17 protein-coding genes are annotated in these 21,304 nt (G+C 72.2%); 14 read left to right on the top strand and 3 right to left on the bottom strand.

Going from position 1 to position 21,304, the window contains the following annotated elements:
* Nucleotides 1-138 precede the first annotated feature (138 nt).
* Together OG898_RS10750 and OG898_RS10745 are read left to right on the top strand one after the other, a co-directional pair.
* Complete coding sequence (locus tag OG898_RS10750; protein WP_266956426.1) at nt 139-489, top strand: prevent-host-death family protein; 351 nt, start codon at nt 139-141, stop codon at nt 487-489.
* On the top strand, nt 486-836 hold the full coding sequence (locus OG898_RS10745; protein WP_266956424.1) for a hypothetical protein: 351 nt from the start codon (nt 486-488) through the stop codon (nt 834-836). Before OG898_RS10750 ends, OG898_RS10745 begins: the two co-directional genes overlap by 4 nt.
* Before the next feature lie 75 nt (nt 837-911).
* Here OG898_RS10745 and OG898_RS10740 read toward each other — a convergent pair whose 3' ends face one another.
* Entirely contained in the window at nt 912-2,102 is a 1,191-nt protein-coding gene (locus OG898_RS10740; RefSeq protein ID WP_266956422.1) for a pyridoxal phosphate-dependent aminotransferase, read from the bottom strand.
* Between the two features lie 740 nt (nt 2,103-2,842).
* Here OG898_RS10740 and OG898_RS10735 point away from each other — a divergent pair.
* The 11 genes from OG898_RS10735 to OG898_RS10685 all read left to right on the top strand — a co-directional run bounded on the left by OG898_RS10735 (nt 2,843) and on the right by OG898_RS10685 (nt 14,520).
* Nucleotides 2,843-3,454 (top strand): DUF2617 family protein, encoded by a 612-nt coding sequence (locus tag OG898_RS10735; RefSeq protein WP_266956420.1) that lies wholly within the window; start codon nt 2,843-2,845, stop codon nt 3,452-3,454.
* Nucleotides 3,455-3,594: 140 nt separating this feature from the next.
* Nucleotides 3,595-5,268 carry a polyamine aminopropyltransferase gene (locus OG898_RS10730; protein ID WP_250748747.1) on the top strand — a complete coding sequence of 558 codons (1,674 nt, stop codon included), beginning with the start codon at nt 3,595-3,597 and terminating at the stop codon, nt 5,266-5,268.
* Nucleotides 5,269-5,401: 133 nt separating this feature from the next.
* Nucleotides 5,402-6,274 carry a CoxG family protein gene (locus OG898_RS10725; protein ID WP_266956418.1) on the top strand — a complete coding sequence of 291 codons (873 nt, stop codon included), beginning with the start codon at nt 5,402-5,404 and terminating at the stop codon, nt 6,272-6,274.
* Between the two features lie 65 nt (nt 6,275-6,339).
* Nucleotides 6,340-7,128 (top strand): aldose 1-epimerase, encoded by a 789-nt coding sequence (locus OG898_RS10720; RefSeq protein ID WP_250748751.1) that lies wholly within the window; start codon nt 6,340-6,342, stop codon nt 7,126-7,128.
* A 21-nt stretch (nt 7,129-7,149) separates the two neighbouring features.
* Complete coding sequence (pyrE, locus tag OG898_RS10715; protein WP_250748753.1) at nt 7,150-7,689, top strand: orotate phosphoribosyltransferase; 540 nt, start codon at nt 7,150-7,152, stop codon at nt 7,687-7,689.
* A gap of 254 nt (nt 7,690-7,943) precedes the next feature.
* Nucleotides 7,944-8,966 (top strand): class II fructose-bisphosphate aldolase, encoded by a 1,023-nt coding sequence (fbaA, locus tag OG898_RS10710; protein ID WP_250748755.1) that lies wholly within the window; start codon nt 7,944-7,946, stop codon nt 8,964-8,966.
* 105 nt (nt 8,967-9,071) lie between these two features.
* On the top strand, nt 9,072-9,485 hold the full coding sequence (locus tag OG898_RS10705; RefSeq protein WP_250748757.1) for a DUF3151 domain-containing protein: 414 nt from the start codon (nt 9,072-9,074) through the stop codon (nt 9,483-9,485).
* Between the two features lie 185 nt (nt 9,486-9,670).
* Nucleotides 9,671-10,519, top strand: a complete 849-nt coding sequence (locus tag OG898_RS10700; protein ID WP_250748759.1) for a tryptophan 2,3-dioxygenase family protein — start codon at nt 9,671-9,673, stop codon at nt 10,517-10,519.
* Nucleotides 10,512-11,741 carry a kynureninase gene (gene kynU / locus OG898_RS10695; protein ID WP_266956413.1) on the top strand — a complete coding sequence of 410 codons (1,230 nt, stop codon included), beginning with the start codon at nt 10,512-10,514 and terminating at the stop codon, nt 11,739-11,741. Before OG898_RS10700 ends, kynU begins: the two co-directional genes overlap by 8 nt.
* Nucleotides 11,742-11,911: 170 nt before the next feature.
* A complete protein-coding gene (locus tag OG898_RS10690; protein ID WP_250748762.1) occupies nt 11,912-12,823 on the top strand; it encodes an alpha/beta hydrolase in 912 nt (303 codons plus the stop codon).
* A gap of 95 nt (nt 12,824-12,918) precedes the next feature.
* A complete protein-coding gene (locus OG898_RS10685) occupies nt 12,919-14,520 on the top strand; it encodes a hypothetical protein (protein WP_266956411.1) in 1,602 nt (533 codons plus the stop codon).
* An 88-nt stretch (nt 14,521-14,608) separates the two neighbouring features.
* Here OG898_RS10685 and OG898_RS10680 read toward each other — a convergent pair whose 3' ends face one another.
* Together OG898_RS10680 and OG898_RS36240 are read right to left on the bottom strand one after the other, a co-directional pair.
* Entirely contained in the window at nt 14,609-15,166 is a 558-nt protein-coding gene (locus OG898_RS10680) for a GNAT family N-acetyltransferase (protein WP_250748764.1), read from the bottom strand.
* A 197-nt stretch (nt 15,167-15,363) separates the two neighbouring features.
* Complete coding sequence (locus tag OG898_RS36240; protein WP_323184838.1) at nt 15,364-19,314, bottom strand: hypothetical protein; 3,951 nt, start codon at nt 19,312-19,314, stop codon at nt 15,364-15,366.
* Nucleotides 19,315-19,539: 225 nt separating this feature from the next.
* On the opposite strand from OG898_RS36240, the gene OG898_RS10670 reads away from it, so the two are divergent.
* Entirely contained in the window at nt 19,540-21,240 is a 1,701-nt protein-coding gene (locus OG898_RS10670) for a hypothetical protein (RefSeq protein WP_266956409.1), read from the top strand.
* Nucleotides 21,241-21,304 lie beyond the last annotated feature (64 nt).

Here is a 21,304-nt window from a genome sequence, read left to right as displayed (position 1 = left end):
AGGGCGAGCCCGGTTCCGGCGGGCGCCCACCCGGCTCAGAGCCGCCGCAGGCGTTGCACCGCCTCCTCCAGGACGTCGGTGCGCTTGCAGAAGGGCACGGCGTGAGCACGGAGCACCAGGGAAAACTCTGACACTCAGGTGCTGACGACGGCCGTGCACGCGGAGCGCACCGAGGAGAACCTCACGACGGCGTCGCGGCTCTTCCTCGCACTCATGAAGCACGATGACGGAGCCCGGTCGCTCCTGCTGGCGCTGCCCGAGGTTTTTCCTTGGGTGCGGCACCTGGACGGCGAGGAGATGCGCGCTTTCACGGTGGAACTCCTGGAAGCACTTTCCGATGCGGCGGAGCTGGGTGCGCGGGAGGCCGTGCACCGCGCGCTCGTCTCCTGGAGGGCGACGGCTCGTATCAACGCGGATCCGGAGCAGCTCAAGGAAGCTCTGCGTCCGCTCGACGGGGATGACCTGGGGCCGGTCGAGGTGGGCGGGTGAGCCCGAAGAAGGGCGATCGTGTCAGCGTTCCACCCCTGAGCGGATGGGACGTGGTCTTCGGGACCACGGAGGCGGTGGCGGGGTGGGAAGAGCCGTGCCGCGCGGCGCTGCCCAGTGCCCACCGGTGCCTGGAGGCGTTGCGCACCGACCCGCTGTCGCGTGACAACTGGAATCGTCAGCACCAGTTGCGCGGGAGGCTCGCCACCAAGGAGTGGAAGGGCTCCGCGCTGGAGCAGTGGGAGTTCGAGGTCACGAGCGGCGGCCGCGTGCGCTACGTGGTCAGCCCTGAGACGTCGACCGTCATCCTGGTCTACGCGTCCACGAGGCACCCCAAGGACACCGAGTAACTCGTGGTGCCCGTGCGGCACGGGGCCAGGGCTGAAAGGCCGGGCCCCGTGCCCACACGTCCATCCGGCTCGCTCTCAGCGAGTCAGCCGGCCGAGACGCTCCACCGCCTCCTCCAAAACATCCGTTCGCTTGCAGAAGGCCCAGCGGACGTGGGTGGCTCCGGCGGCCTTGTCGTCGTAGAAGACCTGGTTCGGGATGGCCACCACCCCGCAGCGTTCCGGCAGGGCCCGGCAGAAGGCGAGGCCGTCGCGCTCGCCGAGGGGGGTGATGTCGGTGGTGACGAAGTAGGTGCCCTGCGGGCGGAACACCTCGAAGCCGGCCGCCGCGAGGCCGTCGGAGAGGAGGGCGCGCTTGGCGGCCAGGTCCGCGCGGAAGGAGTCGTAGTACGCGTCGGGCAGGGCCAGGGCCTCGGCGATCGCGTACTGGAACGGGCCCGAGGAGACGTACGTCAGGAACTGCTTGGCCGAGCGGACCGCCGTGACCAGCTCGGGCGTCCCCGTCACCCAGCCGACCTTCCAGCCCGTGAAGGAGAAGCTCTTGCCGGCGGAGGAGATCGTGACGGTGCGCTCGCGCATGCCCGGCAGGCTCGCCAGCGGGGTGTGGGCGCCCTCGAAGACCAGGTGCTCGTAGACCTCGTCCGTGATGACGAGGAGGTCCCGGGAGACGGCGAGGTCGGCGACCGCGGCCAGCTCGGCGGGGGTCAGGACCGTGCCGGTGGGGTTGTGCGGGGTGTTCAGGAGCAGGAGGCGGGTGCGCGGGGTGACCGCCGCGCGCAGGGCGTCCACGTCGAGGCGGAAGCCGGGGGCGCGCAGGGTCAGCGGCACCCGGACGGCTCCGGCCATCGCGATGCAGGCGGCGTAGGAGTCGTAGAAGGGCTCCAGGGCGATGACCTCGTCGCCCGGTTCGAGGAGGGCGAGGAGCGAGGCCGCGATGGCCTCGGTGGCCCCGGCGGTGACGAGCACCTCGGTGTCCGGGTCGTAGGACAGGCCGTAGAAGCGCTGCTGGTGGGCGGCGATCGCCGTACGCAGCTCCGGAACGCCGGGGCCCGGCGGGTACTGGTTGCCCCGGCCGTCGCGGATCGCGCGCGCCGCCGCCTCGGCGATCTCGGCGGGGCCGTCGGTGTCGGGGAATCCCTGGCCGAGGTTGATCGCTCCCGTGGCGGTGGCCAGGGCGGACATCTCCGCGAAGATCGTGGTGCCGAAGGCCGCCAGCTTGCGGTTGAGGAAGGGGCGGGCGGGGCGGGCGGGGTGCTCGGGATCGCTCATGGGCGCAATCCTGAGGGGAAGCTCTGGACTTGCTCAAGTGTGCTTTGGGCCGCGTAGGGCGCGGGCATCCCCCCAGCACGCGGGACGCAGGGGATCCCGCACCCCGGGGAACCGGGGGAGCAGAGAGGGGTCGGGGGATGATCCTCGGAATCGTGATCTTTGTGGTGGTGGCCCTCGGGATCGTCACGCTGGCGGTCAAGGCCGGCCGTGGCGGCGGTCGGGGCGGCAGTGGCGGGGGAGACAGCAGTGGCGGAGGGGCCTGGTGGGTCGGGGGCGACTCGGGTTCCTCCTCGTCCAGCTGCGGTTCCTCCTCGTCCAGCTGTGGCTCCTCGTCGTCCTGCGGCGGCGGCGGAGGATGCGGTTCCAGCTGACACGGGGCAGCATGGATCCATGGCTTCCGACGTCGGACCACCTTCGTACCGCGTCCCGCATGGATGAGACGCCCGCCGGGCACAACTTCCGTCGGGCGTCTTCTTGTTCGGACGTCACGGCCGCGCATTACGGCGTACGGGCGGCATGTCGTTGAACACGTGAACTGTGTAGCCCCCGAGGGGATGTAAACCCCTGCAACTTGGGTAAAAACGCTGTGAGCGCCGTGCCTTTCATGATTCCCTCGGTTGAGTAGACCAGTCCTCGGACCTCCCTGGACTTCCTGTGGACCCGTGCCGGTGTCCCCCCACCCGTTGACTACCGCTGGCGGGCCCCGGCCCATCTCCCTCGCGCGTTTGCGGAGCCGACTCATGCTCACGACCCTCCAGACCACCTATACCGACACGCGTGCCGCCGATCTCGCCTGGGCCCTGGGTCGGGAGCGGCTGCCCGCCCTGGCCGTACTGAACCTCGAACTGGGTGGCGCGAAAGTGGAGTTGCGCCTGCTCGGGGCCTCCCACCAGGTGCTCCTGGAGGAGGGCGACGTGCTCTGCTCCGAGACCGTCGCCTGCATGCCCGGCAGCAGCACCCCGCTTCCGCTCGGCGTGGCCAAGCGCGTCGGCGACTGGGAGTACGAGTTCGCCGCGCGGGTCGAGAACCTCTCGCGCGGCTCCTTCGCCGGGCGGGCGCAGGAGCTGCTCGCACTGGTCGCGGACCACCCGAACGGGCTCGCCGGCACCTTCCCCGGCAGCCCGCACGCCTTCACCGCCATGCTCGCGCAGCGTTACGAGGGCCAGGTGCGCTGGCGGACCTGGCACGCGTACCCGCAGGAAGGGCAGTTGGTGGCGACGCGCACCCGGGTCGGCGTACGGACGGCCGGTCCGGCGGCGGCTCCGGGCGGGGGCGCGAGCGCTGCCGGCGTCGCGCCCGTCTCCGCGCCCGCCGTCGCGTCCGCCGCGGAGGCGGCTGCGGTGCTGATCTAGCCGCCGGCGCGGAACCGGAGGCCTCGGGGTCGCGGGGTCGCGGAGTTGCCGGACGGTTACGCCAACTGCCCGAACCAGTGCGCCACTTACACCCATGTGGGTGACCGGATGCGAGCAGGCGGTGACGTACGGTTCGCTTCATGATCGACCGTTCCGCCCCGCGCGGGGTGCTCCGCACCCGGTGGCGCCGCCCCCCGGCTCCGGAGCCGCGCGGTGTGGCCCGCGTCCCGGCCGCCCTGCCCGTACGGCCCAGGACCGGCCGACTCCTCGTCCTGGCCACCGTGTTCGTCTGCGCCGCCTGCGGGCTCGTATACGAACTGGAGCTGCTCGCCCTCGGCTCGTACCTCATCGGCGACTCCGTCACCCAGGCGTCGGTCGTGCTGTCCGTCATGGTCTTCGCCATGGGCGTCGGATCCCTGCTCGCCAAGGCCCTGCGCGCCCGCCCCGCCTTCGGCTTCGCCCTCGTGGAAGCGGGCCTCGCCCTGCTCGGCGGGCTCTCCGCCATAGCGCTCTACGCCAGCTTCGCCTGGCTGGGGGAGTCCCGGCCCGCACTGGTCGCCTTCTCCTTCGCCATCGGCGTCCTCATCGGCGCCGAGATCCCGCTCCTGATGGTGCTCATCCAGCGCATCCGCAGACAGGACGCGGGCGGCGCCGTCGCCGACCTGTTCGCCGCCGACTACGTCGGCGCCCTCGTCGGCGGCCTCGCCTTCCCCTTCCTGCTGCTTCCCGTCCTCGGCCAGCTCACCGGCGCCATGCTCACCGGCACCGTCAACGTCGTCGCCGGCGGCGGCCTCGTCCTGTGGCTGTTCCGCCGGGACCTGAGCCGCCGTGCCCGCTGGCTGCTCGTCGCGGTCAACATCACCGTCCTCACCGTGCTGGGCTGCGCCACGGTCCTCGCCGACGACTTCGAACGCGTCGCCCGCCGCGCCGTCTACGGCGGCGAGGTGCGCGTCGCCGTCCAGACCGGAGTGCAGGAACTCGTCCTCACCGGTCCCCCGAACGGCTCACCGCGCTCCCTCGACCTTTTCCTCGACGGCCGCCTGCGGGTCAGCGGCTACGACGAGTACCGCTACCACGAGGCCCTCGTGCACCCCGCGATGACCGGCGCACACACCAGCGTCCTCGTCCTCGGCGGCGGCGACGGCCTCGCCGCCCGCGAGGTGCTGCGCTACCGCGACGTCGCCTCCGTCACCGTCGTCGAGCTCGACCCCGGCGTCGTGCGGCTCGCCCGGACCGACCCGAAGCTCTCCGAGCTGAACGGGCGGGCGTACGAGGACCCGCGCCTCGGGGTCGTCACCGCGGACGCCTTCCGCTGGCTGCGCGCACCCGCCGCCCGGGCCCGCTTCGACGTCATCGTCTCCGACCTGCCCGACCCCGGAATCACCCCCAGCACGAAGCTGTACTCGCAGGAGTTCTACGGGCTGGCCGCGCGGGCCCTGCGCCCCGGCGGGCGGCTCGCCGTCCACGCGGGGCCCCCCGGCACCAGGCCCCGTACCTACTGGACCGTCGAGGCCACCCTGCGCGCGGCCGGCCTGAGCACCGCCCCCTACAGCGCGGGCGGCCGCCTCTCGGGCTTCGCCGCCGGCCCCGACCGGGTGCTCGGCGCGGCCGCCGCCTCCGCCGCGAAGCTCCCGCAGGACTGGGGCTTCGTCCTGGCGGCCCGCGAGGGCGCGCCCCGGCTGCGGGTGGACAGCGAGACGCCCGCCCTGCGCTCCCTGTCCACGCAGTCCCTGGCCGACGCGGCCCGGGACACGGAGCGCACCCGGGTGGCGGGGCTCCCGCCGTCGACGCTGCCGCACCCGAGGTACTCGTAGCGCGGGGTGGTCGTGGCCCGGGGTGGTCGTGGCCGAGTGGCCGGGCTCCTCGTGGCCGAGGCGGCCGGGCTCCTCACGGCCGAGGTGGCCGGGGTACTCGTGGCCGGGCTGCCGCGTCGGTAGGCTCGTTCGCATGGAGCATCAGGTGTTCGTACCGGTCCCCTCCGCCGACGTCCGCGCCGTGCTGCGCGACCCCGCCCGGCTGGCGCGATGCGTGCCGGGGCTCCAGCAGGACGCCGATACGGAGGCCGGGCCGCTGTCCGGCCGGCTGAAGGTCCGGGTCGGCGGACACACCGTCACCTACCGCGGCACCCTCTCCGTCACCGAGCAGGACCCGGACCGCTTCACCCTCGCCGGCGAGGGCACCGAGGTGCGGGGGAGCGGGACCGTGAAGCTCTCCCTCGCGCTGCTCCTGACCGGGGCGGACGGCGGCACCCTGCTGGAGTTCACCGCCGAGTCCGCCGCCGACGGCCGCGCCGCCGCCTTCGCCCCCGACGCGGCCGCCACGGCCGCGCACCGCCTCCTGGACCGGGCCGCCGGGCACCTCGCGGCCCTCGGGTCCGAGGTGTCCGACGGCCCCACCGGGCCCTCGGACGCGGACGCGCACCCGGACGCGGTGGCGGACCTGGACGCCGACGCCGACTCGGACTCCGGCCGGGAGGACCCCGGCCCGGGGTTCACCGAGGTCACCGCATCCGTGTTCGACACCGAGGTCCCGCCCCCGTCCCTGGACCCGTTCCTGGAGGGCACCTTCGAGGGCATGGCCGACCTCGGGGACCTCGGCGGCCCCCCGCGCCCGCCGGCCGAGGCCGCGCACGCCCGCCGCACGATGATCGGCCGCAGCGCGGAGGAGGTCGACCACGCGCCCCCGCGCGGCCGCTACGCCCCGGTTCCGGCCCCCACCTCCGCCTCGGCCGGCGCCAGCCTCCGCTGGATCGCCCCGGCCGCCGCCGTGGCCGTGGCCTCGGCGGTCCTCCTGGGCCGCGCCCTGCGCCGCCGCCGCTGACCCGGGGACCCGCCCGCTTCCCCACACGGCCCTGATCACCCCGTCGGGCTGACTAAGGTCATGGCATGAGTACGCAACTGCGCGCCGGCGGCGCCGAGGTGACCATCGACCAGGAGAACGGCTGCCGGATCAGCAGTCTGCGCATCGACGGGACGGAGCTGCTGAGGCAAGGGGACCACTACGGGTCCTTCCCCATGGTCCCGTGGTGCGGCCGGACCAGGGACGGGCAGTTCCAGGACGGTGCGACCCTGCACCAGCTCCCGCTCAACCACCCGCCGCACGCCATCCACGGCTTCGGCCGCGACGCCGCCTGGCGCCGCGCCCGGGCCACCGGCACCGAGGCCGCCTTCACGTACCCGCTCGCCGATCCGTGGCCCTACGAGGGCCTGGTCACCCAGATCTTCGAGCTCGGCGAGAACGCCCTGACCCTGACCCTGGGCATCGAGACCTACCAGGACTCCTTCCCGGCGCAGGCCGGCTGGCACCCCTGGTTCCACCGCAACCTGGGCAACGGCGGCCAGGACGTGCGCATCGACTTCGAGGCCGCCTGGCAGGAGGAGCGCGGAGCCGATCACCTGCCCACCGGCAACCGCGTCGACCCCAAGCCCGGCCCCTGGGACGACTGCTTCGGCATGCCGTACGGGGTCGACGTCACCCTCACGTGGCCCGAGGCCCTGGAGCTGAAGGTCACCAGCCGCGCCGAATGGGTGGTCGTCTACGACGAGGAGCCCGAGGCCGTCTGCGTGGAACCGCAGTCGGGCCCGCCGAACGGGCTGAACAGCCTCCCCCAGCTGGTCACCCCCGTGGACCCGCTGGAGATCTCCACGACGTGGACGTGGCGGCGGCTCGGGTAGTGCCCAATTAAGCTCGGGGCCATGAGTGACGTACGCGATGCGCTTCTGCAGCAGATCAAGGACAAGGCCGTCGTGCACGGCAAGGTGATCCTCTCCTCCGGCCGCGAGGCCGACTACTACATCGACCTCCGCCGGATCACCCTGGACGGCGAAGCCGCCCCGCTGGTCGGCCAGGTCATGCTCGACCTCACCGCCGACCTGGAGTTCGACTGCGTCGGCGGCCTGACGCTGGGCGCCGACCCGGTCGCCACCTCGATGCTGCACGCCTCCGCCGCGCGCGGCGCGCGCCTGGACGCCTTCGTCGTCCGCAAGGCGCAGAAGGCGCACGGCATGCAGCGCCGCATCGAGGGCACCGACGTGAAGGGCAAGCGCTGCCTGGTGGTCGAGGACACCTCGACCACCGGCGGTTCCCCGCTGACCGCCGTCGAGGCGGTCCGCGAGGCCGGCGGCGAGGTCGTCGCCGTCGCGACGATCGTCGACCGCGGCGCGGCCGACGCCATCGCGGCCGCCGGGCTCCCTTACCTCACCGGCTACCAGCTGGACGACCTCGGTTTGTCCTAACCCTTGGACGTCGGGCCGTGCTTCCGCACAACTGGTGACTTAGGTCCCCGAAAGTCCGGAAGTAGGCCCTGACCTGCGTCTTTTCGGCCGGGGGGAGTGTTTCACGTGAAACACTGCCCCCGGATCGGGCCGCGCGGCGCCGTCGCGGAGGTGGAGTGGGCGCGCGAGTCTGGAAAGATGGGGACGACGGCAACGTCGCCCCCAGGTCAGGGCCCGCAATAAGCACACTCCCCGCACATCCAAGGAGCGGACAGATGCCCATCGCAACCCCCGAGGTCTACAACGAGATGCTCGACCGGGCGAAGGCAGGCAAGTTTGCCTACCCGGCGATCAACGTGACCTCGACCCAGACCCTGCACGCTGCACTGCGCGGCTTCGCGGAGGCCGAGAGCGACGGCATCATCCAGATCTCCACCGGTGGTGCGGAGTTCCTGGGTGGCCAGTACAACAAGGACATGGTCACCGGCGCCGCCGCCCTGGCCGAGTTCGCGCACATCGTGGCCGCCAAGTACGACATCACCGTCGCGCTGCACACGGACCACTGCCCCAAGGACAAGCTGGACGGCTACGTCCGCCCGCTGCTCGAGATCTCCGCCGAGCGCGTGGCCCGCGGCCTCAACCCGCTCTTCCAGTCGCACATGTGGGACGGCTCCGCCGAGACCCTGTCCGACAACCTGGCCATCGGCCAGGAGCTGCTCGCCAAGGCCGCCGCCGCGAAGATCATCCTCGAGGTCGAGATCACCCCGACCGGTGGCGAGGAGGACGGCGTCAGCCACGAGATCAACGACGAGCTGTACACCACCGTCGACGACGCGCTGCGCACCGCCGAGGCCCTGGGTCTGGGCGAGAAGGGCCGCTACCTGCTGGCCGCCTCCTTCGGCAACGTGCACGGCGTCTACAAGCCGGGCAACGTCGTCCTGCGCCCCGAGCTCCTCAAGGACCTCCAGGCCGGCGTCGGCGAGAAGTACGGCAAGTCCTCCCCGTTCGACTTCGTCTTCCACGGCGGCTCGGGCTCCACGGCCGAGGAGATCGCCACCGCGCTGGAGAACGGCGTCGTGAAGATGAACCTCGACACCGACACCCAGTACGCCTTCACCCGCCCGGTCGTGGACCACATGTTCCGCAACTACGACGCGGTCCTGAAGGTCGACGGCGAGGTCGGCACCAAGTCGAAGTACGACCCCCGCACCTGGGGCAAGGCCGCCGAGGCCGGCATGGCCGCGCGCGTCACCGAGGCCTGCGCGAACCTGCGTTCCACGGGCACCAAGCTCAAGTAGCCGAGAGCACCACCCGGCTGGGAAGGGCCCGGTTCCACCGTCCACGGACGGCGGGGCCGGGCCCTTCGCGCATGCAGGCGTCCCCCATCCGCCAGACTGGGGCGCATGTCTCTTCACCAGAACCTCCTCGGGGGCCCCGCCCCCACCCACCTCCCCGACGAGCCGGGCATCGCGGCCATCGCCGCGGGCACCCCGGCCGTCGAGGTGGCCGCCGCGCACCCGACCTCCTCCCTCGCCTGGGCCCTCCTCGCCGACGAGGCCTTCGCGGCCGGCCGCACGGTCGAGTCGTACGCGTACGCCCGTACGGGCTACCACCGCGGCCTGGACGCGCTGCGCCGCGCGGGCTGGAAGGGCCACGGCCCGGTGCCGTGGGAGCACGAGCCGAACCGCGGCTTCCTGCGCGCCCTGAACGCCCTGGCCCGCGCGGCCGGCGCGATCGAGGAGAAGGAGGAGTACGAGCGCTGCTCGACCTTCCTGCGCGACTCCTCCGAGACGGCCGCGGACGTCCTCGGCGCCTGATGCGAACGCTCCCGCACCGGGTGGGCTCCCCGTGGGCCCGCCCGGTCGCGGGAAGTGACGTGCGCCACTGACTATTGAAGCCCTGCGGCACGACGGTCTTATGATGCGGACAGGGGACCGGAGCTCCACTCACCTCACCGGAAGGAGCGGACCGCTACCCGGAAGCACGTATCGAGGAGACAGCGATGTCGCACGCCCTTGATGCCTCCGGAGACGGCGGTTCGGACACCCCGAACCTCGACTTCGCCGGCACGACCCCCTACGAGGACTACGTCCAGGCGGACGTCCTCACCCACCTCCAGCACCTGCGCTCGGACGACCCGGGCGAGATGGTCTTCCTGGTCACCACCCAGGTCATGGAGCTGTGGTTCACGGTCATCGTCCACGAGTGGGAGACCGCCGCGAAGGCGCTCCGCGAGGACGAGCTCCCCGTCGCGATGGACGCGCTGAAACGATCCCTCCGCGAGCTGGAGGCCCTCAACGCCTCCTGGCGCCCCCTCGCCCAGCTGACCCCGGGCCAGTTCAACGCGTACCGCGCCGCCCTCGGGGAGGGTTCCGGCTTCCAGTCGGCGATGTACCGCCGGATGGAGTTCCTGCTCGGCGACAAGGCCGCCTCCATGCTGGTCCCGCACCGTGGCGCCCCGCGCGTCCACGCGGAGCTGGAGAAGGCCCTCCAGGAGCCCAGCCTCTACGACGAGGTGCTGCGCCTCCTCGCCCGCCGCGGCCTCCCCGTGCCGGCCTCCGTCCTCGACCGCGACCTCTCGCAGCGCTACGAGCCCTCGCCCGAGGTCGAAGCCGTCTGGACGGCCCTGTACGCGACCCCGGACGCCCACCTGGACCTGCACCGCCTCGGCGAGGTCCTCACCGACGTCGCCGAGCTGGTCTGGCGCTGGCGCAACGACCACCTGGTCGCCACCCGGCGCGCGATGGGCGCGAAGACGGGCACGGGCGGCTCGGCCGGCGTGACCTGGCTGGAGAAGCGGGCGCAGAAGAACGTCTTCCCGGAACTGTGGACGGCGCGCAGCCATGTCTGACACGAACCCGGGCTCCGGGCCCGCCGCGTTCCCGGACCTCGCGGCCCGCGCCGAAGCCCTCGACGCGGCCGACCCCCTCGGCAAGCTCCGCGACCGCTTCACCCTCCCCGAGGGCGTGGTCTACCTCGACGGCAACAGCCTCGGCGCGCTGCCCGCAGGGGTGGCCGCCCGCCTCGCCGAGGTCGTCACGGAGCAGTGGGGCACCCGCCTGATCCGCTCCTGGACCGAGGGCGAAGCCAACTGGTGGAACGCCCCCGAACGCATCGGCGACCGGATAGCCCCGCTGGTCGGCGCCGCAGCCGGCCAGGTGGTCGTCGGCGACTCCACCAGCGTCAACCTCTTCAAGGCCCTGGTCGGCGCCGCCCGGCTGGCCGCGCCCGGCCGGACCGAGCTGCTCGTGGACGCCGCCACCTTCCCCACCGACGGCTACATCGCCGAGTCGGCGGCCCGGATGACGGGCCTGCGCGTCGTCCCGGTCGACCCGGCCGCCGCCGCGGGGGCGATGGGCCCGGACACCGCGGTGGTCCTCCTCAACCACGCCGACTACCGCACCGGCCGCCTGCACGACCTGCCCGCCCTCACCGCGGCCGCGCACGCGGCCGGGGCGCTCGTCGTCTGGGACCTGTGCCACACCGCCGGGGCGCTCCCCGTCGGCCTCGACGCGCACGCGGTGGACCTCGCGGTCGGCTGCACGTACAAGTACCTCAACGGAGGCCCCGGCGCCCCCGCGTACCTGTACGTCGCCGCCCGCCACCAGAGCGCCTTCGACTCCCCGCTGCCGGGCTGGAACGGCCATGCGGACCCGTTCGCGATGACCCCCTCCTACGAGGCCGCGCAGGGCGTGGCGCGGGCCCGCGTCGGCACCCCGGACATCCTGTCCATGCTCGCGCTGGAGGCCGCCCTGGACGCCTGGGACGGGGTCGCGGTCGAGGACGTCCGCGCGAAGTCCCTCGCGCTGACCGACTTCTTCCTCGACTGCGTGGCGGCGTACGTCCCGGAGGGCAAGGTCGAGCTGGTCACCCCCACCGGGCACGACCAGCGCGCCAGCCAGGTGTCCCTGCGCACGGAGAACGCGGACGCGGTGATGCGCGAGCTCATCTCCCGGGGGGTGATCGGGGACTTCCGCGCCCCCGACGTCCTGCGGTTCGGATTCACCCCGCTGTACGTCGGCTTCGCGGACGCGGAGCGTGCGGCGCGCGCACTGGGTCACATTTTCGGGTGAACCGGTAGCGAAACGTCACATCACCGCGCGGGCGGGGCTACGGCCCCGTCCGCGCCGGTATCTTCCCGGCCCGCCACGGAGGGGACCGTTCTGGCCTGATACGGTCCCGCTCTGCCGGAACACCGGAACACCAGTCCCCCTTGTCCCTCGCGTTACCGGAGGTTGAGCCGATGACGGACCCCGCAGTCGAACGGGACGCCGCCGAGGCCGCCTCGGCCTTCTCCCATCCGCCCGTAGCCCCCGACGCCACGGCCGCCTACGGTGAACACTCCGACCAGATCGTCGACTTCCACGCACCCCGCGGAGAACGGGCGCAGCCGGGCGTCGCGCGTTCCGCGCCGCTGGTCGTCGTCCTGCACGGCGGGGCGTGGCGCGCCCCGTACGACCGGCAGCACATCACCCCCTTCGCGGACTTCCTCGCCCGGCAGGGCTTCGCCGTCGCCAACGTCGAGTACCGGCGCGGCCAGTCCCGGGCGTCGCTGCCGCTGCCCCATCAGGGCGCCGAGGGCCCGGTGGCCGGCCGCTGGCCCGAGACCTTCGACGACGTGGCCGCCGCCATGGATGCCCTCCCGGAACTCGCCGCCGGATGCCTGCCGGAGGCCGACCCCCGCCGCATGGTGCTGACCGGCCACTCGGCCGGAGGCCACCTCGCACTGTGGGCCGCGGCCCGGCACGTGCTCCCGCAGGACGCCCCGGCCGGCTGGAGGCTGCCGTCGCCGCCGCTGCTGCGCGGAGTGGTGGCGCTGGCCCCGATCGCGGACTTCACGGTCGCGGAGGAGCTCGGGGTGTGCGGGGGCGCTTCGGCGCAACTCCTGGGCGGGGAGGGGGCCTTCGCGGCACGGCGCCCGTACGCCGACCCGGCGGCGCTGCTCCCGACCGGCATCGCGACGGCGGTGGTCCAGGGGCGGAGCGACATCGTGGTCCCCGAGTCGGTGTCGGAGGCGTACGTGGCGGCGGCCGCACTGGCGGGGGAGATGGTCGGACTGACCCTGCTGGACGGGGTCGGCCACTTCCCGCTGATCGACCCGGCGGCAGATGGTTGTGCTGTGGTCGCCGAAGAAATCTCACAACTGGCCTGGTAGCACTGCTGTATACGCTGATCGAGTTTGACTGTTTGGCTCTGATCGCGTTCAAGAACATAAAAATGGGGGGGCCGGTGCGCAATCGCCGACTCGTAATGTCCGCTGCCCTGATGGCGGCCGGACTCGGACTCATCCCGGGCATGGCCTCGGCCACCACCACCGCGCCGCCGGCCGCGGCGAGCGTGCTCGCCGTGGAGAAGACGTACGACAGCCCGGCCGAGCGCTCGGTGCGCACGGCGCCGCCCGCGGGCGCCGTCACGTACGGGAACGAGAACCTCGCCGTCGGCATCGGTGTCTCGTACCGCAGCGCGCTGGGAATCGACCTCAAGACGGAGATCACGAGCGAGGACGTGGCGCTCGAGGTCACCGTCGACTGGGGCGACGGCACGACGGAGAAGTTCACCGCCAAGGGCACCGGCGAGCAGTCGCACCCGCACACGTACACCGAGGTCGGCAGCTACGTGACGAAGGTGACGGTGACCGACAGCGTCAACCGGGCCGTCAACGAGGTCGCGCACGTCACCCGGGGCACGGAGTTCACCCCGTACGCCCCGACCCGGCTGCTGGACACCCGCAACGGCACGGGCACGAAGGCGGGCAAGGTCGCCGGGCGCGGCACGACCCGAGTGAAGGTGACCGGCACCGGCAGCATTCCCGCCGACGGTTTCGTCGAGGCGGTGGCGCTCAACGTCACGGTCACCAACACGGTCGCCCCGGGGCACGTGACGGTGTGGGACGGGGACACTGCGGCACCCGAGACGTCGAACCTGAACTACGCGACCGGCCAGTCCGTCTCGAACACGGTCATCGCGCGCGTCGGCTCCGACGGCTACGTGGAGCTCTTCAACGGCGGCTGGAGCCCCGCGGACCTGGTCGTCGACATCACGGGCTACTTCAGCCACAGGCCGGCCAGCGGCTACACCGGGCTGAAGCCGACCCGCTTCGTGGACACCCGCGAGGGCCTCGGCGCGACCAAGGGCCAGGTCGCCGGGCGGACCTCGTTCGGCACCCGGATCGGCGGCCTGAACGGCGTACCCGCCGGCATCACGGCGGTGGCGCTGAACGTGACGGTGACCAACCCGAAGGACGCCGGCCACCTGTCCGTGTACCCGGGCGGCGGCAAGCTTCCCACGGCGTCCAGCCTGAACTTCGCGGCCGGTGAGACGGTGGCGAACTCGGTGATCGTGCCCGTCGGCCCGGACGGCACGATCAACGTCTTCAACGGCGGGTGGGCCCCGGCCGACGTGGTGGTGGACGTGGTCGGCTACTACAGCAAGGACAGCAAGGCCGCGTACGTGGCCCTCGGAGCGCACCGCTTCCTCGACACCCGGGTGCCCGACAGCTGGTACGGCGGCGGGAAGTTCCCGGCCCGCGGGTACATCGCGCAGGGCTTCTCGGTCATCGACGGCCCGGAGGGCTACGAGGCGTACGTCCTGAACACGACCGTCACCGACACCACGGACACCGGATTCCTGTCGGTGGCCCCGAGCCCGTTCCCGTGGCTGATCAACGACCAGCCCGGTGCGCCCGTGCCGCCGCGTCCCGTCTCCTCGAACCTGAACTGGACGGCGGGCAGGACCGTCGCGAACATGGCGCAGGCCAGTGACGGCGAGCACGGCATCATCCACTTCTGGAACCAGGGCTGGAAGGACGCCGACCTGATCGTCGACGTCTTCGGCGTCTATCAGACGAACTGAGCCTGCGGGGGCGGCACGCTACGGCGTGCCGCCCCTTGGGCACCCTTCCCGTGACCGTCGACCGCCACCCCGAGCGAGAGGCGGACGATCAGTTTTCGGATCCTGAGGGGGGCTGGGGCGGGTTGGCCGGGAGTTCGAAGACGAGCTCGATTCCGTCGGTCTCGTTTCCCCGCTCGGCGACGAGGGTGAAGCCGAAGCCCGCGACGGTGGCGAGGGACGCGGTGTTGTCGGATCGGATCGTGGCCCGGACGGTTCTGACATCGGGTTCTTCGGCGGCCCTGGCCAGGAGGGCGGTCAGCATGGCGCGGGCGTAGCCCTGGCGGCGGTAGGCGGACACGACGCTGTAGCCGACCTCGACCACGCCGTCCTCGCTCGGAGGGCCGTGGAAGCCGGCGTCGCCGATGACTGTCCCGTCAGGCTCCGACACTGCGGCCCGGGTGGTCCAGGGGGCGGCGGAGGGGTCCTTGGCGAGCTGGTCGGCGCGGTAGCCGAAGATCCAGCGGGCACGGTCGGATACGAAGTATTCGTCGAGGGCCACCCCGGCCTCGGCGCTGCCACCTGCGAGGTCACCGTCGGCAAGCGCCCGCAGGGCCTTCGCGTTGAGCTTGACGAAGCGGACGCGCTTGGGGAGAAGTTCAGTACTCATCGCGGAGATGCTCACGCAGCGGGCGGGGGCTGTCCACCGCTTTATCGCCCGCCCGTCAGGCCACCGTCGCGTCGTTCTTCCGGCGCACCAGTTCGGTGATCCAGATGGGCGCGTACGGAGAAGTGCAGCGGCGAAGCAGAAGGTCCCGCCCGGTCGTGGGACCGGACGGGACCTTCTGTGGTGCTACGCGCTCGGCCTTACGAGGTGAAGTAGCCGTTCAGGTCGGCGATGACGTCCACCGAGCCGGAGTTGTTGAAGAACGTCACCCGGCCGTCCACCACCGGGACCACCACCAGGTTGGAGACGGTCTTCCCGGCGGTGAAGTTGAGGTTCGACACGTTGGGGCGGGCCGCCCCGTGCGGGTGGACGATGAGGTGGCTGTCGGACGTGGGGTTGGTGACCGTGACGTTCAGGACGACCGCGGTCACCCCCTGCGCCGGTACGCCTTCCACCCCGGCCACCTGCAGGCTGACCAGCCCGCCGGAGCCCACGGGTCCGGGGCGGGCGCCGGTGCCGTCGCGGGTGTCCAGGAGGCGGACCGGGGTACCCGAGGAGAACGCCGAACCGGTCGCTGAGTAGTAGCCGGTGACGTCGGCGATCAGGTCGACCGAGCCGGAGTTGTTGCGCAGGTCCACCTTTCCGTTGACCACCGGGACGACCACGAGGTTGGGCACGATCTGTCCGGGCGTGAAGTTGAGGTTCGAGACCCCGGGCACGGGCTGACCGTTCGGGTAGACCGTGACGTGGCCCGCCTCGGTGGGCTGGACGGCGGTGACGTTCATGACGACGGCGGTGACTCCGGTGGCCGGGACGCCCTTGACGCCCGCGACCTGGAGGGTGACCACGCCGCCCGTACCGACGCGCTGCTTCTTGGCGCCGGTGCCGTCACGGGTGTCCAGGAACCGGGACGGGTTGATCGGGGTGAACGAGGAGCCCGCGCCGGCCTTGTCGGTGTAGTAGCCGGTGACGTCGGCGATCAGGTCGACGGTGCCGGCGCTGTTGCGCAGGTCCACCTTCCCGTTGACCACCGGAACCGTCACGAGGTTGGGCACGATCTGCCCGGCCGCGTAGTTGATGTTCGACACCCCGGGCAGCGGGCGGCTGTTGGGGTAGACGGTGACGTGGCCCGGCTGGGTCGGCAGGACGGCGGTGACGTTCATGACGACGGCGGTGACTCCGGTGGCCGGGACGCCCTTGACGCCCGCGACCTGGAGGGTGACCACGCCGCCCGCGCCGACGCGCTGCTTCTTGGCGCCGGTGCCGTCACGGGTGTCGAGGAACCGGGACGGAGTCAGCGGCACGTAGCGGGACTTGCCCGGAGTCGAGGCGGTCGTGACCGTGTACGCCTTCGGGAGGTAGCCCGGGGAGGGCACGCCGCTGGTGTAGCCGGCGCCCTCGCGGAGCAGGTCGTAGGCGGCCGGGGGCAGATCGGTGGTGTCCACCTGGACGCTCAGGGCGGTGCCCTCGGCGTTGATGGAGACCGGGATCAACGGCCGTTCGTGGCCGCCGCCCACCAGCTTGAGCTTCGTGCCCAGGGTGAGGCCCGTACCGCTGACGACGGCCTGGGACCGCGTGCCGGTGGGGCTGGCGGCGGGGCTGATGCCGGTCGGGAGCTGGGCCGACGGCGGAGTGCAGCCGTTGTCGCAGACGCCCTCCATCGTGAACTCGACGGGCGTGGGCGCCTTCCGGGCGCTCACCAGCAGGACCGCCTGGGCGGCAGGGGCGTCGGTGGTGCTGGAGCAGCGCACACCGAACCGGCCCATCGCGCCGATGCAGCTGTACTTGCTGTACGAGGCGTTCCAGTCGGCGGCGGTGTCCAGATCCACCCAGGGGTGATCGCCGTTGGTGGAACTGCTGGTGCCGACGACGTTGAAGGCCTGGCCGGGCTTGATGTCGAGTACGGCGCAGTAGCCGGTGGAGGACTCCGTGAGCACCCCGCTGCGGGCCGGGAAGCCCTCGGGGGAGACTCGGTTCGCCGTGCACTCCGGGGCCCATCCGGCCGCCGTGCCCACCTTCCAGGTGTCCACGTTGGTGTGGATCGGCTTGTCCGCGTAGCCGGTGGCGGTCATGACCATGAGGTACGAGGTCGAGCCGGTCACCTGGCAGGACACCCCGTGCTGCCAGCAGACGATCTTGCCGGTGGGGTCGAGGACCATCGTCGTGGTGGTGGGGTCGTACCGTCCCCCGAGCGTCCGCGCGCTGAGCCACATCTTGTCCGTGGCGGCAGCGGGAACGCGCAGGCAGCGGGCGTCCAGGGCCGAGGTCAGGTCGAAGGGGGCGGAGGGGCCGCCCACCTTCGTCGAGCCGGGCGCGGCGCAGTTCGCCGTCGGCGAGACGTCGCGGCGCACCAGCGTGTACGTGTCCGCTCCGCCCCAGCCGACCAGCAGGGCCGTGTAGGCGGTGCCGGGGGTCAGGAGGCAGCTGGTGGTGGTGCTGGCGTAGGTCGTCTCGCACGCCACGTTGCCCTGGGGATCGGAGATCCGGACCGTGGCGTTCAGCTTGTTCTGGTTGTTGGTGTAGTCGAGCAGCTCGGCGGCCGCGTGCTTGTCGGCGGGCAGGCTCAGGCAGGCCTGGCGGACCTCGGCGGGCAGGTCGACCCGGGCGCCGGTGGAGGCGCCGAAGACGGTCTGCGGCCACAGGGCGCAGCCGGTGGCGTCACCGGTGCGGTGGACCACCAGGCCGTACGCCTTGGCGGCTTCGCCGCTCAGCACCACGCGGAACGGGGCGGTACCGGTCAGCTTGCAGACGACCTCCGGGGAGCCTTCGCACTGCTGGGCGCCGGAGGCGTCGTAGACGGCCGTGCGGGCGTGATCGCCGTCGGCCGGGGGCCGGCTGAGGAGGTAGACGCCCTTGCCGGTGGCCGTCGGCAGGGTCAGGCAGCGCTGCTGCCCGGGACCGCCGAAGGTGCCGGTCGCCGGGCCGGACACCAGGCCGTCGTCCCGGGTCGCGGTGCAGCCCCGGGTCTCCTTCGAGGAGTGGAAGGCCAGCCCGAAGGCGCCGGTGTCGGCGGTGCGGGGGTCGACCGCCCAGGTGTAGTCGCCGGCGGCCAGGGTGCAGCCCGTGGCGCAGTCGGTGACCTGGGTGCCCGCGGCCGTGTACAGCTGGCCGTAGGGCGCGGAGCCGGTGGAGACCGGGGCGTAGGTGTACGGGCCCGCCGACGGGACGCGCAGCACGCGGCAGCGCACCGTGGAGGTCAGGTCCGGGGAGACTCCGTAGGCCTGGGGCTCGACGACCGGGCAGCCCTCGGGCTTGGAGAACCGGGCGGCGGTGAAGGCGTAGGGCTCGGCCGAGCCGTAGAACTGCAGGACCGACACCCGGTACGGGGCAGGGCCGGTGAGCGTGCAGTCGAGCGCGTCGCCCTCGCGGTTGAGGGAGGTGCAGATCTCCTTGCCGGAGGCGTCGAAGACGCTCTCCAGCACCCGGTAGGAGGTGGCGTGGCTGCGCACCACGTCGTTCGCGGCCAGGCCCAGCGTGTAGCAGTCACCGGCGGAGCCGGCGGGCAGCGAGCGCTGGAACACGGTCGGGGCGCCGAGCTTGGAGTCGGCGGCGCCGATCGGAATGCAGGCGGTGCTGGAGAGCAGCGGGGCGTACGCGACGGAGGCGCCGGTCTCGTTGCCGCTGTTGTTCACCACCGTCAGCGTGTACGTGCCCGCGGTGGTGGTGGGGCAGCGCAGGGCGCCTTCGGTGGACGGGCGGGCCAACTCGCAGGTGACGGGCGAGCCGTCGGGTGCGAGGAGCCGCGGATAGAGCGAACCCTGGGCGGAGACGGCCTGGATGAGGACCAGGTCCTTCTGCTGCGGCAGGGTCAGGGCGATCCGGGCGGTCGTGCCCGACGGGACGGCGCAGTCGACGATGTCGTGCGGCTTGAGCGTCGTCGGGCAAGGGCCGGACGGGTCCGCCTCCTTGAGTGACCGTACGGCGGCCTCGCGGTCCGCCTTCGGGTCCGGCTTCGGCGCGGCCTGCGGGCCGGAAGCCCGCGGGCTCGCGGCGGCCGGACCGGTGGCCGTGGCCGGATCGGTCGTGGTGGTGGTGCCGGGTGACGGGGCCGCGAGGGCGGACCCGCTCTGGCCGGTGAACGCCGTCAGCACGGCGAGCAGAAGGGCGCCGGAGGCGAGGGCCGTACGGCCCCTCCCCCTGGTCGCGGGCATCGCAGACGTACCTCTGCCCCGTGGCAGCAAGCTCATGAACCCCCCAGTTCAAGCAGGCCCGGTTCCGTGATCAGCACGGGGTTCGCGGGCAGGCGGAGCATATCCCCTTGCAGGACCCGGCTGAAAAGAGGTTATGTACGCTGCTCGCGAGATCAATTCTGATCATGTTCAAACAGAAGTGGGGGGCCGGTGCGCAATCGCCGACTCGTAATTTCCGCCGCCATCGTGGCGGCTGCCGTGGGGCTCGTACCGGGGACCGCCTCGGCGGTGTCCGTGTCCGGAGCCACCACGTCCGGAGCCACTGTGAAGGCGTCCGGGGCCGACCGGGACGTGGTGCGGAAGGTCAAGGGGAGGACCTTCAGCAGCCCGGCCGAGCGCACGGTCACGACGGTGCCTTCGGGCGCCGCCGCCAAGGGGAGCGCCCGGGCGCAGCAGGCGCCCGACGCAGCCACCGCGGCCGACCAGCGGCTCAGGGTCGCTGTGAACGCGTTCGCCGAGGGCGTGGACTCGTTCAACCTGGAGAGCATCGTCTCCAGCCAGGAGTACGCCCTCGTCGACGTCGTCATCGCCTGGGGCGACGGCACCACGGACACGTACAACGCCAGTGTCACGCCGCGCGACTTCCATCTGTACCGCGCCACGCACCAGTACGCCGCGATCGGCTCGTACGAGATCAAGGTCACGGTGAAGGACTCCGCGACGGGCGGTGCGGCGGAGAACGGCCTGACCGTCGCCACCGAGGGCACCGAGTTCACCGCACACGAGCCGAAGCGGCTGCTGGACACCCGTGAGGGCATCGGCGCCGCGCGGGCCAAGGTCGGCGCGCGCAGTACGGTCGCGCTGAAGGTGGCGGGCGCCGGGAAGGTGCCCGCCGGGGTCCGCTCCGTGGTTCTCAACCTCACCGTCACCAACACAAGGGCGCCGGGCCACGTCTCGGCGGCCCAGGAGAAGGAGCTGGCGGAGAACGCCCAGACCTCGGTCCTGAACTACGTCGCGGGCCAGTCCGTGCCGAACCTGGTGATCGTGCCGGTCGGCGAGGACGGGTACGTGCACCTGTTCAACGCGGGCTGGGCGCCGGTCGATCTGCTGGCCGACGTCACCGGCTACTTCACCTCGTCGAAGGCCGCCGGCTACGGCGCGCTGGCCCCGACCCGGATCGTGGACACCCGGGAGGGCCAGGGCACGGCGAAGGGCCAGGTGCCCGGGTACGGGTCCTTCGACATCGGGATCGCCGGGCGCGCGGGCGTGCCGGCCGGCGCCACCGCGGTCGCGCTGAACCTGACCGTCACCAACCCGCGGTCGGCCGGACACCTGACGGCCTACCCCGCGGGGAAGGCGGTGCCGACCACGTCGAACGTGAACTTCGTGGCGGGCCAGACGGTCGCCAACGCGGTGATCGTGCCGGTCGGCGCCGACGGGAAGATCACCGTCCGCAACGGCGGATGGAACCCGGCCGACGTGGTCGTGGACGTCGTCGGCTACTACTCCCCGCAGAGCAGGTCCGCCCTCGTGGTTCCGCCGGTGCCCTTCCGGATCCTGGACACGCGCGAGAACGGCAGCTGGAACGACCGCCCGGCGTTCCCGCTGGCCCCCCGCAGCAAGGAGTGGCTGAGCCTCGAAGGCGACACGCCGGCCGCCGAGGTCGACGCGTGGGCCCTGAACACCACGGTCACCAACACCCACGGTGACGGCTTCCTGTCGGTGGCCCCGGACCCGAACCTCTGGTCCGACTACATGCGCGGCGAGATCGTGAAGCCGCAGCGGCCGGTGTCCTCGGCCCTGAACTGGACCGCGGGCGCGACCGTGCCGAATCTGGTGCAGACGTCCGGCGGCAAGGGCGGCATCGTGGACTTCTGGAACCAGGGCTGGTCGTTCGTCGACCTGGTCGTCGACCTGACCGGCTTCTACGAGACTCCCGGAGCCTGAGTACACCGCGAGGGGCGGGGCGCCGTACCGGCACCCCGCCCCTCGCGTGCGTTCCTACGTGCGT

It is taken from the genome of Streptomyces sp. NBC_00193, assembly GCF_026342735.1.
Classification (GTDB): Bacteria; Actinomycetota; Actinomycetes; order Streptomycetales; family Streptomycetaceae; genus Streptomyces; species Streptomyces stoeckheimensis.
This window is presented reverse-complemented; position numbering and strand designations above follow the sequence as displayed.

Coding starts and splice junctions, on each gene's coding strand:
- OG898_RS10740 (WP_266956422.1), bottom strand. CDS start 2,102: ATGAGCGATCCCGAGCACCCCGCCCGCCCCGCCCGCCCCTTCCTCAAC.
- OG898_RS10735 (WP_266956420.1), top strand. CDS start 2,843: ATGCTCACGACCCTCCAGACCACCTATACCGACACGCGTGCCGCCGAT.
- kynU (WP_266956413.1), top strand. CDS start 10,512: ATGTCTGACACGAACCCGGGCTCCGGGCCCGCCGCGTTCCCGGACCTC.
- OG898_RS10700 (WP_250748759.1), top strand. CDS start 9,671: ATGTCGCACGCCCTTGATGCCTCCGGAGACGGCGGTTCGGACACCCCG.
- OG898_RS10685 (WP_266956411.1), top strand. CDS start 12,919: ATGTCCGCTGCCCTGATGGCGGCCGGACTCGGACTCATCCCGGGCATG.
- fbaA (WP_250748755.1), top strand. CDS start 7,944: ATGCCCATCGCAACCCCCGAGGTCTACAACGAGATGCTCGACCGGGCG.
- OG898_RS10680 (WP_250748764.1), bottom strand. CDS start 15,166: ATGAGTACTGAACTTCTCCCCAAGCGCGTCCGCTTCGTCAAGCTCAAC.
- OG898_RS10720 (WP_250748751.1), top strand. CDS start 6,340: ATGAGTACGCAACTGCGCGCCGGCGGCGCCGAGGTGACCATCGACCAG.
- OG898_RS10725 (WP_266956418.1), top strand. CDS start 5,402: ATGGAGCATCAGGTGTTCGTACCGGTCCCCTCCGCCGACGTCCGCGCC.
- OG898_RS36240 (WP_323184838.1), bottom strand. CDS start 19,314: ATGCCCGCGACCAGGGGGAGGGGCCGTACGGCCCTCGCCTCCGGCGCC.
- OG898_RS10730 (WP_250748747.1), top strand. CDS start 3,595: ATGATCGACCGTTCCGCCCCGCGCGGGGTGCTCCGCACCCGGTGGCGC.
- OG898_RS10705 (WP_250748757.1), top strand. CDS start 9,072: ATGTCTCTTCACCAGAACCTCCTCGGGGGCCCCGCCCCCACCCACCTC.
- pyrE (WP_250748753.1), top strand. CDS start 7,150: ATGAGTGACGTACGCGATGCGCTTCTGCAGCAGATCAAGGACAAGGCC.
- OG898_RS10690 (WP_250748762.1), top strand. CDS start 11,912: ATGACGGACCCCGCAGTCGAACGGGACGCCGCCGAGGCCGCCTCGGCC.